This window comes from Leptolyngbya sp. NIES-2104 (assembly GCF_001485215.1).
GTDB lineage: Bacteria > Cyanobacteriota > Cyanobacteriia > Leptolyngbyales > Leptolyngbyaceae > Leptolyngbya.
The window spans coordinates 1,210,626-1,226,318 of record NZ_BBWW01000001.1; the positions used below are offsets into that span (position 1 = coordinate 1,210,626).

The 15,693-nt window shown below is 46.9% G+C and carries 11 protein-coding genes; 6 read left to right on the forward strand and 5 right to left on the reverse strand.

All coding sequences use genetic code 11. From position 1 onward, the window contains the following. Positions 1–19 precede the first annotated feature (19 nt). From prfB to NIES2104_RS05595, 5 genes are all read right to left on the reverse strand, one after another. Positions 20–1,133 (reverse strand): peptide chain release factor 2 gene (gene prfB / locus NIES2104_RS05575; RefSeq protein WP_156426872.1). Its coding sequence is split into 2 segments (ribosomal slippage): positions 20–1,060 and positions 1,062–1,133, totalling 1,113 coding nucleotides; the frame shifts between segments, so codons are not numbered across the junction. A 77-nt stretch (positions 1,134–1,210) separates the two neighbouring features. After that, positions 1,211–3,715: a CHAT domain-containing protein gene (locus NIES2104_RS05580; protein ID WP_058996540.1), complete on the reverse strand. Its 2,505-nt coding sequence runs from the start codon at positions 3,713–3,715 to the stop codon at positions 1,211–1,213. 141 nt (positions 3,716–3,856) lie between these two features. Continuing rightward, on the reverse strand, positions 3,857–6,589 hold the full coding sequence (locus tag NIES2104_RS05585; protein WP_058996543.1) for an S-layer family protein: 2,733 nt from the start codon (positions 6,587–6,589) through the stop codon (positions 3,857–3,859). A gap of 48 nt (positions 6,590–6,637) precedes the next feature. Then, the gene (locus NIES2104_RS05590; protein WP_058996545.1) at positions 6,638–7,828 is read right to left on the reverse strand and encodes an NF038122 family metalloprotease; all 1,191 of its coding nucleotides are present in this window, start codon (positions 7,826–7,828) and stop codon (positions 6,638–6,640) included. Further along, entirely contained in the window at positions 7,825–8,181 is a 357-nt protein-coding gene (locus tag NIES2104_RS05595; RefSeq protein WP_058996547.1) for a hypothetical protein, read from the reverse strand. The genes NIES2104_RS05590 and NIES2104_RS05595 overlap by 4 nt, the downstream gene beginning before the upstream one ends. 346 nt (positions 8,182–8,527) lie before the next feature. On the opposite strand from NIES2104_RS05595, the gene NIES2104_RS05600 reads away from it, so the two are divergent. The 6 genes from NIES2104_RS05600 (at position 8,528) to NIES2104_RS05625 (ending at position 15,617) form a co-directional block, all read left to right on the forward strand. Beyond that, on the forward strand, positions 8,528–9,256 hold the full coding sequence (locus NIES2104_RS05600) for a DUF928 domain-containing protein (RefSeq protein ID WP_058996549.1): 729 nt from the start codon (positions 8,528–8,530) through the stop codon (positions 9,254–9,256). Positions 9,257–9,321: 65 nt separating this feature from the next. Continuing rightward, positions 9,322–11,094, forward strand: coding sequence for a CHASE2 domain-containing protein (locus tag NIES2104_RS05605; RefSeq protein WP_058996550.1), 1,773 nt, complete (start codon positions 9,322–9,324; stop codon positions 11,092–11,094). Between the two features lie 72 nt (positions 11,095–11,166). Continuing rightward, positions 11,167–12,141, forward strand: coding sequence for a glycosyltransferase family 9 protein (locus NIES2104_RS05610; RefSeq protein ID WP_058996552.1), 975 nt, complete (start codon positions 11,167–11,169; stop codon positions 12,139–12,141). Further along, positions 12,138–13,190 (forward strand): glycosyltransferase family 9 protein, encoded by a 1,053-nt coding sequence (locus NIES2104_RS05615; RefSeq protein ID WP_058996554.1) that lies wholly within the window; start codon positions 12,138–12,140, stop codon positions 13,188–13,190. The genes NIES2104_RS05610 and NIES2104_RS05615 overlap by 4 nt, the downstream gene beginning before the upstream one ends. Continuing rightward, positions 13,172–14,344: a glycosyltransferase gene (locus NIES2104_RS05620; RefSeq protein WP_058996555.1), complete on the forward strand. Its 1,173-nt coding sequence runs from the start codon at positions 13,172–13,174 to the stop codon at positions 14,342–14,344. Before NIES2104_RS05615 ends, NIES2104_RS05620 begins: the two co-directional genes overlap by 19 nt. Positions 14,345–14,528: 184 nt before the next feature. Beyond that, complete coding sequence (locus NIES2104_RS05625) at positions 14,529–15,617, forward strand: glycosyltransferase (protein ID WP_059001575.1); 1,089 nt, start codon at positions 14,529–14,531, stop codon at positions 15,615–15,617. The last annotated feature ends 76 nt before the right edge of the window (positions 15,618–15,693 follow it).

The window sequence follows — 15,693 nt, forward strand, 5'->3', positions numbered from 1 at the left end:
CTACCAACCTTGAATCGGACTACACTTCTACTAATTGATTTTCCTGCCGCAAACAAGCCTCAATGAACGAATCAATTTCACCATTCATCACATCTTGTACCGCAGTTGTTTCCACATTGGTTCGCAGATCTTTCACCATCTGATAGGGATGAAATACATAGTTACGAATTTGCATTCCCCAAGCCGCTTCCACGATATCGCCTCTAATTTCGGCAATCTCTTTGGCGCGTTGTTCTTCAGCAATAATCAATAACTTTGCTTTGAGAATCGCAAGGGCTTTTTCTTTGTTCTGAAGCTGCGATCGCTCTTCGGTACATCGAACGGCAATTCCAGTTGGCTTATGCACAATTCGCACTGCTGTTTCAACTTTGTTGACGTTTTGCCCGCCTTTTCCACCTGCGCGTGAGGTTGTAATTTCCAGGTCTTTTTCAGGAATGTCCAGGTGTACCGACAAATCAATCATCGGCATCACTTCTACACCCGCAAAACTGGTTTGCCGCTTATCGTTCGCGTTGAATGGGGAGATCCTCACCAATCGATGAGTGCCCTTCTCAACTTTGAGATAGCCGTAAGCATAGCGTCCATCGACTTCTAGAGTGGCAGACTTAATTCCCGCTTCATCACCCTCGGAGATTTCCATCAGATGCACTTTATAGCCGTGTGATTCGCTCCAGCGCGTATACATTCGCAATAACATTTCCGCCCAGTCTTGGGCATCGGTTCCACCTGCACCCGCGTTGATGGTCAGAATGGCACCTTTGCTGTCGTAGGTTCCCGATAGCATTTGCTGAAGTTCCCACTGATCTAAGTCGCGCTTGAGTTGTGCAGTTTTGGCTTCGGCTTCTTCAAGCAATGATTGATCGTCTTCGAGTTCGAGAAGCTCGATCGTCGCTTCTGCATCTGAGAGGTCGGATTTCCAGCGATCGAATTGTTCGAGGTGGGATTTGTACTCGTTCAACTCTTGTAAGACGCTTTGGGCGTTCGTTTGGTTGTCCCAGAAATCAGGCTGAGAAGCAACTTGCTCTAAGTCTTGAATTTTTGCGGTCAGAGCAGGAACGTCAAAGATAGTCCTGGGTTTTACCCAGGCGCGACGTGAGCAATTCGACATCTCGTTTGAGCGAGGCAGTATCCATACAGTCTGATTAATTCGGCATCCTTGATTGTAGCGATTGTAGGACAGATTCGACCGGGTTTTTGGGGATGATCATTCCTACAACCAATTCCCAATCAAAATAAACGGTGACCAGTAGTAGGGGTGCTGATAACTCGGATCTTTCAACAGCTTCAATTGTGCCTGCCTCAACGATTCCGCTTTACTCATATTCTGCTGAGACAACGATCGATAAAATTCCGTCATCAATTCCGCTGTTGAATTGTCATTCACTGCCCACAGCGTTGCTAAGGTACTCCGCGCTCCGGATCGTACCGCCAAACCTGCCAATCCCAGGGTTGCCCGTTGATCCCCTTCTGCGGTGTCACAGGCACTGAGAACTAAGAGTTCGATCGGGGTTTTGTTGGATCGTGATTTGAGCAGATTCCGCAGTCCTTCGATCGTCAGTCGATCGTCCCACATCAGTAAGAAAGTATCACTCAGTTTCGAGCTAAATTGCCCATGTGTCGCTAAGTGAATCAGAGGAAATTGCGTTTCCTGAATGCTCTCTTGCAGATTTTGTTTTGTGAACTTGCGATCGAGAAAAATCTGCGTATTCAACTTACTCGCAATCTGAGTCGCTTCTCTTGCTACTCCCGGCAGCGAACTAAATCCTTGTCGTTCTTCGGTAATTCCGCCCACTAAAGCATTGAGCCGTTGTGATTGACTTAGCGATCGTGGTTCAACTAGCTGAAGTCCGGGCGTAATCGCGACGCTATATTTCTCAATCAGATAGTGTTCTCCATCGTATAACGCTGTAATCGGAATGTTCCTCAATGTTCCATCTAAAACAAATGTCAATGTTTTGATCTGATTTTGTTCTAATTCTTGCGCGATCGGTTGAATAAGCCATTGATAGATTTGTTGAGAAATCTGCAATCTCTCTTCATCCGGATAGACTGGGTTCAGCGACTCCAGCATTTTCTCTAGTGTTTTCTCGACATCATCTTTTGGTAATTTCGTATGATGTACCGAAAGCGATCGACCTGGTAGAGAAGCAATCACCGTTAAGCGATCGGGCAAAATGATCGGATAAATCACCGCTGCACTGGCATCAATTTGATCGATCTGTGTCGTTTTCGCTTCGAGACATGCCGATCGCAAAAAGTTTTCGAGTTCTGCGAGTTGAAGCGCCTCGATCGTTTCTCGTGCTGTTTGCAAATCTTTCTGATTCGGCTGATCGACTAACAAACTGACAAATTCTCGATACACAGGTTCAACCGCCTCGCGGAATGAAAACTGTACATCTGGGCTGGTTGCTACTAAATCGGCTCTCAACGATTTCAACAATCGAACCGATTCTTGGTAAGCAGAGATCGCTTTTTCTCGATCGCCTTGCTGTCGAAACAATCGTCCAAGCTGCCATTGCCACCGATACGCGATATCACTTGCATCAATCCGATAAGATAGCGACAAGGCTTGCTCAGTCAGTTTTTGGGCATCTTGCAACTGTTGAGTTTGTTCATAAAGCTGTCCCAACTGCCCGATCGCATAAGATTCACCTCTAAAATCTTGAATCGTCCGGGCATCTTGAACCGCGATCGCTAATTCTTCCGCAATTTCCTGATTGGAAAACTGCTGTAAATTTTTCATTGCATGATTCGACAAATTGACTCTTGCATAAATCGATTGTCTGCTCGGCGATAGGTTTTTCAATTCTAATTTTGATTGTTCAAAGACTTCTCTTGCTTGCTGCCAATTCTGAAGTTTAAGCAATGTACTAAATTGATTGACTTGAATTCCTAATCGAGTTTGCGGCAGGCTTGCAAGCTTTGCTGCCTCAGCATATTGCTTGAGTGCTGAGTCTAATTCACCCATCGATCGCAAAACATTTGCAAGATTAAACAGCGAAACACTAACTTCTTCTCGATCATTTAGCTGTTTCGCAATTTCTACACTTTTCTCTAAGGTCGTTTTCGCCTTGTCGAACTGTCCAGTTACTTGCCACACGATGCCTAAATTTCTCACGGCTGCAAGCTTGAGACTTGAAGCAGGTTGCTTTTGTAACTGTTGAGTGACTGATTCTAAAATCAATTGCGATCGCCGCAACAATCCCTGAGTCTGTAGCGCTTGCGCTTGATTGATTTGGCTCCCGATCGCACCTAATTCATCCCCACTTTGCCGATAAGCTACCTCCGCTGCTTGCCAAGCGGAGGTAGCTTTTTCAGGCTGTCCCAATGCTAAAAATAACTTACCTTGAGTGTTCAATGCGCGTGCTCGTACCGATGAATTGTTTGTACGATCGAGCAATTCTAAACTTTCAGAAATTGCTTGATTTGCCTGTTTCAAATCTCCTAATTCTTGCCAAGCTAAAGCTAAATAGTTCAGACTCAACGCTTGATTAACGCGATCGTTCTGCTGTTCATAGGTTCGGATGGATTGTTGCCAAAGCGCGATCGCAGCTTGAAATCGTCCTGCTTCATACAGTTGAATTGCTTGCGATCGTACTGATGCTGTCGCAATCATCGGCTGAAACACTACAATCAAGCTACAAGCTAGTACTAACAAACAGAGCTTTGCAAACCGTGATTTCAGCCAATATTTCAATCGTGTAATCCGTTTCATTAAACCCTTCCCCTAGCGTTGTACTGCACAATTGACTAACTGAGTTTGGACGGGTCGAGCCGCGACTAGCGCGACTTGACCATCTGGGCGAACAATCCAACCCTGCGCCTCTGGACTCTCTGGAATTTGCGCGATCGGAGATCAATTAATCTTTTCAGCAGTCGGTGTTCTTAAATCCTCCCAAACCGTTCCCCCGCGCAACGGTTGACCCGCATCTTCTGGCAATCCTCCACGCCCTGTTATCACAAACTGATTTCCCTGAGATTGATTGCAACTTGCAGCGATTTGCTGAGAATTACTCACACTTTCAGGCAATTTCACCAATCCGCGAGTTGGATCAACATCGGGTGTATTAATCTGCACAACACCGTTAAATTCAACGCCTAATTCGGAACTAGCAGTAATATCACTCTCATCTGTTAATTGATCGCGGGCTGCAATTCCAAAAAGGCTCTGAGCATTCACCGTTACTTTTCCACCTCGTGCATCGATCGCATTTGCAGTAATGTCACTATTCCGAAATCCAATCAAGAAATCAGTGTTTAGCACAATGTTCCCACCCGGTTCATTTCCCTGTGAATTCGTTGAAATCAAACTCTGATTGAGTAATGTTAACGTTTGCGATCGCAGTTCAATGTTTCCTCTGCCTCCAGTCACCGTCGAAGCATTGATACTGCCATTGTTGAAGCGAATCGAATTCGCTTCAATATCAATACTTCCCGCCGCACCTTGTCCCGGAGGAACCTGGTTCTGACTTGCAAAGTTACTCACACTGATCGTCGCACCATTAAGGATCGCTAAACGATCGCTCTTCACAGAAATATTGCCTCCCGCACCTGTGCCGATGAGCGCACCCGCAAAAATCCCGCTTCGACGTTGAGGAAGAGATCCCGCCAGTTCAATTTCTCGCGCCGTAATGCTCAAACTTTGTGCATTTCCACTGCCAAGGGTATCGGCTGCAATCTGCGCTCCATTCAAGACGCTGAGGCGTTGAGTGTCGATCGACAGAATTCCTCCCGCTCCCGTGCCGCCCGGATTCACTGCCGAAAAAATTCCAGTAGGAAATGGTGCGTCTGATCCCCGCAATTCGATCTCTCTCGCGGTGAGAGTCAGATTTCCAGCATCTCCCGCTCCAGAAGTCGCCGTTGAAATGTACCCCTGACTCGTTAACAACAGCCGATTCACGTTTAGCGTGAGCGTTCCAGCATCACCGCTTCCAAAAGTATCTGATAATAGCGAAGCGTTGTCTGAAAGTTGCAATTGATTCACATTCAGCGTGAGCACTCCAGCACCACCGCTTCCACACGTTAACGATCGCACCGAAGCGCCATCTGTGAGTCGAAATTTATCTGCCACGATCGATACATTTTCACCCCGCCCCGTACTCCCTGGAAACGTTTCGACGGAAATTCCACTCGCCCCAAACGTTGACCCGCCAGCAAAGTCAAGCACTCTCGCTGTCATCTCAACGGAACCCGCTGCACCTGACCCATTAGTCGTTGAGATAATTGCGCCACTATTTGCAAATCGAATCGTATCTGCATTTAGCTTGACGAGTCCCCCATCTCCGCCCGTCTCCCCGCCCGTCGAACCCGCAGAAAGTAAGGTCGAACCAAAATTCGGAGAATCGCCTTCAATCTCGATCGTATTGGCTTCGATCGAAATCAGTCCCCCCTTTCCCGCTCCAGTGGTACTGCTCGAAATCTTAGTTCCTTCCCTTGCCAAAAATCGCCCCGTTTTTACAGCAATATCGCCGCCTTGTTCGCTTGCCCCCAGATTCACCTCGCTCAGCAAGCTACTCGGAAAATACGGAAAATCCTGAAAGACAAATTCACCCCGCAGTGTCACCGATTCCGAAGCATTAATTTGAATAACTCCTCCAGTTCCACCCCCCAGAGTCAATGCCATCAGCGTCGAACCCTCTAAAATTTGCACATCTCGCGCTTGCACTCGAACTCTTCCGCCGCTCGTTCCACTCACATCCGCAGATGAACCTTGAGCCAACACAACCTCTTGAAACGCTGCATTCATTGGATAAGTAAACGCCCAACCCGACGAAGTTGGAGCCAAATTCACGGTCGAATCTGCGATCGCGCCGATTTCAATCTGTCCCTGTTCGGCTGTGAGATTGCCGCCCTGCAATTCCACACGCCCACCCATGAGCGCCAGAGTTTTCCCAGTTCCTACCCCTAATCCGACGGGGCGAAAGGCTCTCACAATTTCAAACGGATCAGGATTGACGAAAATAAAATGTCCTGAGCCTTCAACCCGAATCGTGCCAGGAGTTGCGCCGTACTGTAATCCGATCGGCTGACTGATTGTCAGTAAAGGAGGTGTCGTTGATCGCGTCTCAAATTCCGTTCCATCGCCAAACTTTAATCGATCGGCAGTACTTGCGATGAACGACCCACCAATATTCAAAGCCGCTTGTTCACCAGAAATGATTCCATTCGGATTGAGAAAGATCAAATTTGCGTTTCCATTGGCTTGAATCAATCCATCAATCCGAGAAACCGATCCACCTGTGACCCTTGTGATAATATTCGCGATGCTGGTGTCGTGATTAAATCGCGCTGAATCCACCATCGCAGGCGTAAGTGAAAATTCACTAAAACTGTGAAAAAGATTCGCCCCCTGCTGTGTTCCGCCTGTAATATCCGCAGTATTGCCCCTGATATTCCCGATCGTACCCACACTACTATCGGGAATGACTTGGGCTTGTGCGATCGAACTAGACAGACACAGCGATGCTGTCAAAACCGTTCGCTGAATCGGACGCGATCGTAGAATTTTGAGCACAGGCATAAAACTCACTTTAGCCTCATCTAAGAACACTAAATGTCCTGCAAAGAACAAGCGAACTTGTTTCTGCAAGACATCAGTTTGCTCTCAAGATGCCCTCACCTGCTGGCGATGATTCACCTAAAAGTCTGTCCAGTTGACCATTTGAGAAAAATCAGTAAATTTGCGTGAGTGCTGACCTGTTTGATGCGTATTTCTGGGGGAATTGCTCGGCGATCTACGGATGATTCTTTCGAGTTGTTCAAACCAGTTCTGGAAAATCGCAGGAGCGATTCGACGAATCTCAGCGATTTCACGAGTTCGAGGTGCGATCGCACTCAGGTCAACCGAGAACGAGGGCAGGTTGATTCTCAGCGCCGAACTTACAATCGGAACATTTCTAGACCAATCGAACTGTGCTGCTTCTGCTCTCCCTAAAGTAGACGGCTTCGCCACAGACGCAACTTCGTCTAATGTTTCAAAATTGCTATAAACAACCCGCTGCTGCATCAGATCCACGGCTAGACGAGAAACAGGAGGAGGAGGAGTTCCAGTCGGTCTTGAAGTCCAAGGATAGATTTGGCTATCCTGAATCATGCGATCAACATCCTCCACGCGATTCGCGACTAAGCGCCCTTCTGCTGCACTGACATTCTGATTCAGCCAAGTTGTTGTTACCCCAATCCGTTGAGCTAAGGCTGCCTCTGATTGACTTCTCAGCGTTGATAAGTTGATCGTTGGATTCGATTGAACGTTCCAGCCGCTCACATCTATTGCTCGTAAATCGATATTGCTCAGCCAAGACCGTTCTTCAAGGCGGAGTGCTGGAGCCATCAGTCCAATCCGAGTGTTGGTATTTTTCCAGTGACTTGCCTGAAATCCATCGCCGCCTAAACTCTGCTCCGCTCCGGTGGAGAATTCTACCAGCGAGGTTTTGCCGTCGATCGAGAAGAATTTACTGCCTCCTCTTGAACCATAAGAGAGATCGTTCCTACCTTGACCCATGGTCGAGTAACGAAACAAATCCAGTGGTGTTGTGTAAGTCACTCGATCAAATAGGCTAGATTTATACTCGACACTAGCGACTATATCAGCAGAAACGCTACTGAGCCAACCCGGTTTATCGACCCCACTGACGAAGCCCAGAACGTGGGCGATTTCGTGCATTGCAGTGCTGAGAAAATCTAGCGTGTTGGCTGGAGCAGGACTACTGCGGGTGTAATCATAGCTCCAGCGGAAGCTCGATCCTTGCAGTCCACCAAACAGAATGACACCATCAAGTTCACTCGAAGATGAGAGGAGATTCAGTGCCTTCGCATTGGCACGAGTCATATTGAGCGCTGCGGTCGGCGCAGTTTGTCGTTTATCCCAGTTGTTGGGTCAAACGCATCAAACCAAGCATGATAGACCGCTCCCATTTGCAAAGTTGAGGTTGCAATCCGATCATCATTAGAAACGACATCGTTTGTCAAGGCATTAACGACAGAAAGATACTGTTGAGCGGCTCGAATTCCAGGTAACGCACCCCCGATCGCATTTCCAGGCAAACTGCTAGAAACGCCGACGTAAATGTTCACTGTAATCGGATCAGTGAGATAAGCATCCCAGATGCGACCTGCCATCTCAAACCCGATCATTTGCTGAAGGGTTGTACCCGGAGCGTAAGTGAAATTAAAGGTAGCCATGATTCAAAGTGCGAGCGGTAAAAGCAGTAAGCAAAATTCTTTAATCTCATTCGCAATCAAAACATATCAAAATCGCAAAAAAGATTCGCGCCAATACGGATTCGGTTTTTAAGGAGACGGAAATTAGCACTTAGTCCAAAGGCTGGAAAGCTAGATTTAGCAGGATTTCTATAGGGAACTGAAAAGAATAACCTACGCTAATTTCGTCATAATTTTATATAGCTTACTGAATTGTAAAAATTTAGAAATTCCGTCGATTTCTAGTCTGAATTCAATCAGAACTGTGTGAATCTAAGTAAAAGCGCAGGGAATGATTTAAAGTGCGCTCCTTACTAGCATTTGACAAATGATGAGACTGAATTCGGTACAGCGTTGGGTAGCTCGATCGATTGCGATCGCTCTGGTTTCGACTAGCCTTGTAGGATCGCGCACTCAAGCCACTCCTCAAGTCAGATTTGAACCTCCTGAAGGTGGTGCACCTGTTGAAACAAAAGGCGGTGCTTCTCGTGGAGATATTGCATGTGCCACTTCAACTAGTCGCGATACTCCTCAAATTGTTCTGGTCACGCCTGCGAACTCGAACTATGGTTTAACGACCTCGGAGCATCCTACCTTTCTAATGTATGTTCCACCCAGTTCTGCTCAGAAGGCATTTTTCAGCATTAAAAATGCGAAAGGGCAAGTTCACTATCGACAGCTACTGACAGTTCCGCAGCAGGGCGGAATTCTGCGATTGACCTTACCCAAATCTGTGCCGTCTCTAGCAGCGAATCAGTCCTATGAGTGGGGAATTGTGCTGATGTGTGGTGGCAGATTGCGACCGGATAGCCCCTTTGCGAGTGGTTGGATTCAGCGGATTCAACTTGCAAACAAAGTGAGCACAAATTTGAAAAAACAATCCGCAATGGATCAAGCCGCAACTTACGGAGCGAGTGGAATCTGGTATGACATGATTTCGACGATCGCAGATTTGAAGCAGCAACAGCCTCAAGATCCCGCGATCTCGCAAACCTGGAGACAGATTCTCGATGCCGCAGGATTGACGAAAATCACACCTGCACCCATCGTGAACTAATGATGAAATGGGCATTGTAAGACAGGGATTGTGTAATCTCTCATTTATCCGATGCAAGCCTAGTTATGCCGTTCAAACTGCCCAGTTCGAGTGTTCGTCAACGATTGCGACGACGGTTATGGAATTCTGAGACGAAAGTGCTCACAACTGGACTGAGTGCAGCACTCGCCACGATCGCAGTCAGCTTTACCGGAGTCCTCCAAGTTCCAGAGTGGGCGATGCTCGATCTGTTTTTTCGAGTTCGTCCTTCTGAATTGACTGATCCGCGCGTCGTCGTGATCACGATCGATGACATGGATATTAGTCAAATTGGAGCTTGGCCTCTTCCCGATCGCACATTGGCGCAAATTTTGAAGAAGCTGCGGGCAGAAAAGCCGAGAGTGATCGGGCTGGATTTGTATCGCGACTTGCCTGTTGAACCGGGAAATGCTGAGCTTCAGGAAGTGTTTCGCACCACTCCCAATTTGATTGGGGTACAGAAGCGATTTGGCAGTCGGCAGGTTCCCCCACCGAAGACATTAGCGGAAAAAGGTCAAGTTGCGATCGTCGATCGCGTCGAAGATGCCGATGGACGCATTCGACGCGATTTAATTTCTGCAAGGTCAGAAGGCAAAACTTACGTGAGCTTGGGAACACGCTTGTCACTCATGTATCTTGAAGCTCAGGGGATTCAACTAGAAGCGATTCCAGAGCAGAAAGGTAGCTATCGCTTGGGGCGGGCTGTATTTACAGCGTTTCGGGGTGATGACGGTGGGTATATTCGCGCCGATGATAATGGCTATCAGACCTTGCTGAATTTTCGGGGAGATGAGCAAGTATTTACAACAATTCCACTGAGATCGTTTCTGAGTGGAGCGGTTTCGCCGGAATTAGTTCGCGATCGCATTGTGTTAATTGGCTCGATCGCGGAAAGCACGAATGATTTTCTACTGACACCCTACGACAGTAGCCAAACCGACCAATTTTCCAGAACACCGGGTGTATTTGTTCATGCGAATGCAATTAGTCAGATGTTGGGAGCCGCGATCGATGGTCGCAGATTGATTCAGGTGCTACCGGAAGCGGCTGAAAAGCTTTGGGCAGTCGTTTGGGCGCTCGGTGGAATTTTGCTGAGTCGGCGGGTGCTACAAGGCAGTTGGACAGAGAAATCATTTTTTTACGGTCAAGCTGCGATCGGAGTGGGAGGACTGAGTGTAGGAGCGATTCTGAGTAGCTATGGGTTATTTTTATTAGGCTGGTGGATTCCAGTTTTTCCGGCGATTCTGGGGTTAGCGATTTCAACTGGAGTTTGCTTGTTGTTTCACGAGCAAGATTTACATCGCTTAGCCTACATGGATGAACTGACCCAGATTGCGAATCGTCGATACTTTGAGCAGCAGTTGATTAAGTCCGTTCAGCAGCGGGATGAAGTCTCGCTACTACTGTGCGATGTGGATTTTTTCAAGTTGTACAACGATACTTACGGGCATCAAGCGGGAGATCAGTGTTTGATGCAGGTGGCGCAGGTTTTGAAGCGGAGTGTGCGGCGATCAGATTTAGTCGCACGATATGGAGGTGAGGAGTTTGCAGTTATCTTGCCGGGAACCTCGATCGAGGTTGCAGAAAGAGTTGCAAATCGCATCTTAGAGCAAATGAGAGAAAGCCGTTTACCTCACGAAAGCTCTAAAGTGAATGATTGTGTCACAATAAGCTGCGGGATTGCCAGCGTCGTGGCAGAGCGATCGAAGTTTCAGCTACTTGACGGCACGATTCATCATTTAGTAGAACGGGCTGATAAAGCTTTGTATCAGTCGAAATTAGATGGGCGCGATCGATATACGGTTACGTCGATCGATTAATTTCCATCTCTGGAGGAATGACAGCAGTTCAAAAAATCTGGTAGCTGATAAGGGTGAGTTATATTGACCTTTATGCAGCGAATCTTATTTATTGAGCTATTGGGTGGAATTGGGGATATTTTAATCGCGCTCTCTGCTATTCAAGCACTGGCACGCAGTCATCAAACGAAAGTAACTGTGTTGACGTTTGCACCAGGTGGCTCTTTGTTGGAAACTGATCCGCTGGTCGATCGAGTGGTTTATGCCGAGAAAGGTACTGTGAGACAGTCGATCGAGCAATTATTAACGCAGCAATCTTTCGATTTGATTGTTTCTGATACGAATTACGATCGCATTGACGAATTAATTCGCGATCGTGCGGATCGAGTGGTAACGAATCTTTGGCGATCGCCGCCTCCGAATCAGTTAGTGAGCGATCGTTTCGTTGAGATTTTGCAATCAGAAGGATTGATTTCAGAATCACTGCCTCCTAAAATCTATCTCACTTCTGAAGAGTACCAGGCTGCACGAGAAAAATTAGCAGGGTTGGCGCGTCCGATCGTGGTGCTTTGTCCTGATGCGGGAATGCAGATTAAACGATGGGATGAGCGAAATTTTATCAAGGTTGGGCAAGAACTGAAAACGTCGATCGTGGTTTTGGTGGGTTCCGATCGAGAACAGTCTGCATTCATTGCTGACAACATTCCCGCTGCCAAACTTTGGGAGTTAGGAACAATCAGAGAGCTTGCTGCAATGTTGTCTCAAGCGGATTTGATGATTGCAGGAGATACAGGAGCCGCGAGAATTGCCGCCGCAGTTGGAACACCAACGATTACTTTATTTGGTCCGTCTTGGTCTGAGCGTTATGGGCAACCCCAACCGCATGTGAATCTACAAGGCTATTTGAATTGTCCAGAGCGCAGAATTGAGAATTTTACGGTGCAGGCTTGTTGGTATGGCGGGGACTGTCCGATCGCAGATTGGGTAACTTGCGTGGATGAAATTTCTGTCGATCGAGTGATGGCAGCAGCGAGGGAATTGCTGGAAGCTCAAAATGTTCGTAAATGAAAAATGCTGTGCTATCTCATCCTTGGACATCGGTTAGGAATTTATTAGTCATGCGGCTGGACAATATTGGTGATGTGATTATGACCAGTCCAGCTTTGCGATCGATTAAAGCGAATTTGCCAGATGCAAAATTGACGCTGATGGCAAGTCCGGGAGGCTCGATCGCTGCTTCACTATTACCATGGGTGGATGAGGTCTTAACGTGGCGCGTTCTTTGGCAAGATTTCGGACGGTTGGCATTCGATCCAGCCCGCGAATGGGAGCTAGTGGAAAAATTACGCGGATTTGATGCCGTGATTATTTTCACTAGCTTTAGTCAATCTCCCCATCCTGCCGCGTTTATGTCCTGCTTGGCGGGAATTCCTTTGAGACTGGGAGAATCGAAGGAGCAGGGCGGAATGATGCTGACTGATGAAGTTTTTGCTGCACCAGATGAATTGCACCAAGTCGAGCGAAATTTGCGATTGATTGAATCAGTTGGGTTTGAAGTACACGATCGCTCTCTTTCGATTCAACATCCGAACATCAAACTGATTGATCAGCCCTACATTGTGCTGAATCCTTGGACGAGTTGCCAATCACGTAACTATGACGCGAAACGATTCGCGATCGCAGCTCAACAACTTGCAAAGATCACAGGTTGGAAGATTGTTGTCACCGGAGTAGAAAAAGATCGCGATCGGGCTAAAATCGTTCTAGATATCTTAGGCAATGATTGCATTGATTTGATTGGAAAAACTAGCTTGCCGGAGCTTGCAGCTTTAATTGCGAATGCAAAATTGATGTTAAGCAACAATACATCAACGATGCACATTGCAGATGCAACAAGAACACCGAGCGTGATTATGTTTGCTGGGACTGAGCTTGAGTGTCAGTGGCAACCGCGTGATTGTTCTGCTCGATTGTTGCGCCGACCGACACCCTGCCACCCTTGCTATGCCTTTCAATGTCCTTATGATTTGGAGTGCTTGGACATTGAACCGGGAGAAATTGTGCGATCGAGCCTTGAACTTTTAGAAGAATCTCAACTATGCCTAAAGTTGCGTTAATTGCTGGAACTTATTTACCCGATCGCTGTGGTGTAGCTCACTATACGGCACGATTGCGATCGGAATTGTCGATCGACACGATTGTTCTAACCACATTTGAAGCAGCTAAAGATAATCCGACTGTTTTCGGTGTTGTAAAAGATTGGAGCATCAAGAGCTTACCTGCATTAGTTCAAGCAGTTCATCGATCGCAAGCTGACATCTTACATATTCAACACGCAGCGGGAACTTATGGTTTCGATCGAGCAATCTTTCTCTTACCGTTGCTGCTTCGTGCGACAGGTTGGTATAAACCAATCATTACAACTGTGCATGAATACGGATGGTGGGAGTGGGAGCCGAAATGGATTCCGAAACCGCTTTTGGAAAGCTTGAAACAATGGGGACAGCGACATCAATGGTGGGATCGTGAAGATGGTTTTTTGCTCACTCAGAGTGCGGCAATTATTACGACAAATGATGAGGCAGAAAAGGTACTGATTGAGCGACTTCCTGATGCTGAGGTTCATCGTATCCCGATCGGGGCGAACATTAAAGTGATTGAATGTGAGAATGCAAGACAGAAGTTATTCGATCGATGTGGTTGGTCTGGAGATGTGATGACGATCGCATTTTTTGGCTTTCTTCATCCAGTAAAAGGTTTAGAAACGTTGCTTACCGCTTTTCGGAATGTGGTCGATCGACATTCTCAAGCCCGATTAGTTCTGATTGGTGGTGTTGAGAGTTTAGCGCTACGTGGAGAAGATGCAAAACAATACTGGACAAAGTTAGAAACGATTATTGCTGATCTAAACCTCAAAGATAAAGTTCACATGACGGGGTATGTTCCGGGTGATGTTGCTTCGATTTATCTATCGGGTGCTGATATTGGAGTCTTGCCGTTTAATCATGGGGTGACACTCAAAAGTGGCTCATTACTAGCATTGATGGCGCATCGATTACCTGTGATTGCAACGGGAACAGAACCGCACGTTAAGCAGATTCCGCCGCGTGATTCGGATACTTTGACTGATGCACTATCTACGCTAATTGAAGATCCAGCAGAACGCGATCGCTTATCGCAACAAGGTTATGAATTCGTGCAGCAGTTTAATTGGACAGCGATCGCACGATCGCATCTGGAAATTTATCGATCGGTGGTGCCTTATGTTTGAGAATATTTTTGAGAAGTATCGAAAGTCTTTTCGCTCACGTTGTTGTTCCGCCCCGGAATGGAATTCGGGGCTAACAGAACGAAGTCCACTGAAGGGGACTAAGAACCAAATTGCAGATCTTCAGTCAGTTTCAATTGACTTCGCACCATTAGCCCCGAATTCCATTCCGGGGCGGTTGAATGCAATGAACGATACTTCTGAAACTTCCGCCAAAATCATTGTCTACACCGATTCTGAAGGCATTGGTGGTGCAGAAATTAGCTTGGGTCATCTCGTTGCAACAACATCAATGAACGCGACTGTAATCGGTGTGTCTGAAACAGTAATAGACTTCATCGCTAAAGACCGTCCAAAGTTCATTCTGCAAAAAAACTTCTTTTCGCATTGGCAGACATTCAATCGCTTACAGCCTAATGTCATTCACATCAATCTTTGTACACCTTGGGCAGGTGCGATCGCATTATCCGCAGCGTTGATAATTCCAACTGCGAGAGTTATTCGAGTTGATCAATTACCACTCAGAACCACTGATGCGATCGAGCTTTGGCGCACTCGATTTTTATCTTTGCGGGTTGATGCTCATGTTGCAGTTGGAAAAGCCAGCGCCCAAAGAATGGAAGACTTCTACGCGCTTGGACGAAACTCTGTAATCTCTGTTCCAAATGGCGTTCCAGATTTGGGAGAGCCAGAGTCAAGTATCAAAGAAACAATGACGGTCGGAGGCATCGGACGCTTAGATGCAATGAAAGCACATGAGATTTTATTGAAAGCGATCGCACAAGTTGAGAATGTTAACGCTGTAATTTTGGGAGAAGGATCAGAGCGATCGAACTTAGAACAATTAGCAATCGATTTAGGAATTCAAAATCGGGTTCAACTCTTAGGTTGGGTAGACAATCCGCGATCGTATCTCTCACAGTTTGATATCGTCGCGATGCCTTCCCGCTCTGAGGGGTTTCCGCTGGCAATGGTGGAAGCGATGTTGGCAGCACGTCCAGTGATTGCTACACGAGTTGGAAGTATGCCGGAAGCAGTGATTGATGGTGTTACAGGATGGCTGATTGAAAAAAATGATGTGGATGGATTGGTAAAGGCGTTAAAGCGATCGCGTGATGATATCGATCTCAGACTTCAAATCGGTCAACAAGCCAGACAAATAGCGTTAGCAAATTTCACGGTAGAAGCCATGACCAAACAGTATGAGCAACTGTGGCAGGAATTGAGAGAAAAACCGCGATCGCCTAGGTTCCAAGTGCCGCGACCGAAAGATTAAAAACGATGGATCGGTGATACGTACTATTTTTTTCACAACGTTCGCCGATGAGATACGATACCCTATCTATAGAGTC

Excerpts from the sequence above, each read along its gene's own strand:
- NIES2104_RS05580 (WP_058996540.1), bottom strand. The coding sequence starts at position 3,715 with ATGAAACGGATTACACGATTGAAATATTGGCTGAAATCACGGTTTGCA.
- NIES2104_RS05590 (WP_058996545.1), bottom strand. The coding sequence starts at position 7,828 with ATGACTCGTGCCAATGCGAAGGCACTGAATCTCCTCTCATCTTCGAGT.
- NIES2104_RS05595 (WP_058996547.1), bottom strand. The coding sequence starts at position 8,181 with ATGGCTACCTTTAATTTCACTTACGCTCCGGGTACAACCCTTCAGCAA.
- NIES2104_RS05600 (WP_058996549.1), top strand. The coding sequence starts at position 8,528 with ATGATGAGACTGAATTCGGTACAGCGTTGGGTAGCTCGATCGATTGCG.
- NIES2104_RS05605 (WP_058996550.1), top strand. The coding sequence starts at position 9,322 with ATGCCGTTCAAACTGCCCAGTTCGAGTGTTCGTCAACGATTGCGACGA.
- NIES2104_RS05610 (WP_058996552.1), top strand. The coding sequence starts at position 11,167 with ATGCAGCGAATCTTATTTATTGAGCTATTGGGTGGAATTGGGGATATT.
- NIES2104_RS05615 (WP_058996554.1), top strand. The coding sequence starts at position 12,138 with ATGAAAAATGCTGTGCTATCTCATCCTTGGACATCGGTTAGGAATTTA.
- NIES2104_RS05620 (WP_058996555.1), top strand. The coding sequence starts at position 13,172 with ATGCCTAAAGTTGCGTTAATTGCTGGAACTTATTTACCCGATCGCTGT.
- NIES2104_RS05625 (WP_059001575.1), top strand. The coding sequence starts at position 14,529 with ATGAACGATACTTCTGAAACTTCCGCCAAAATCATTGTCTACACCGAT.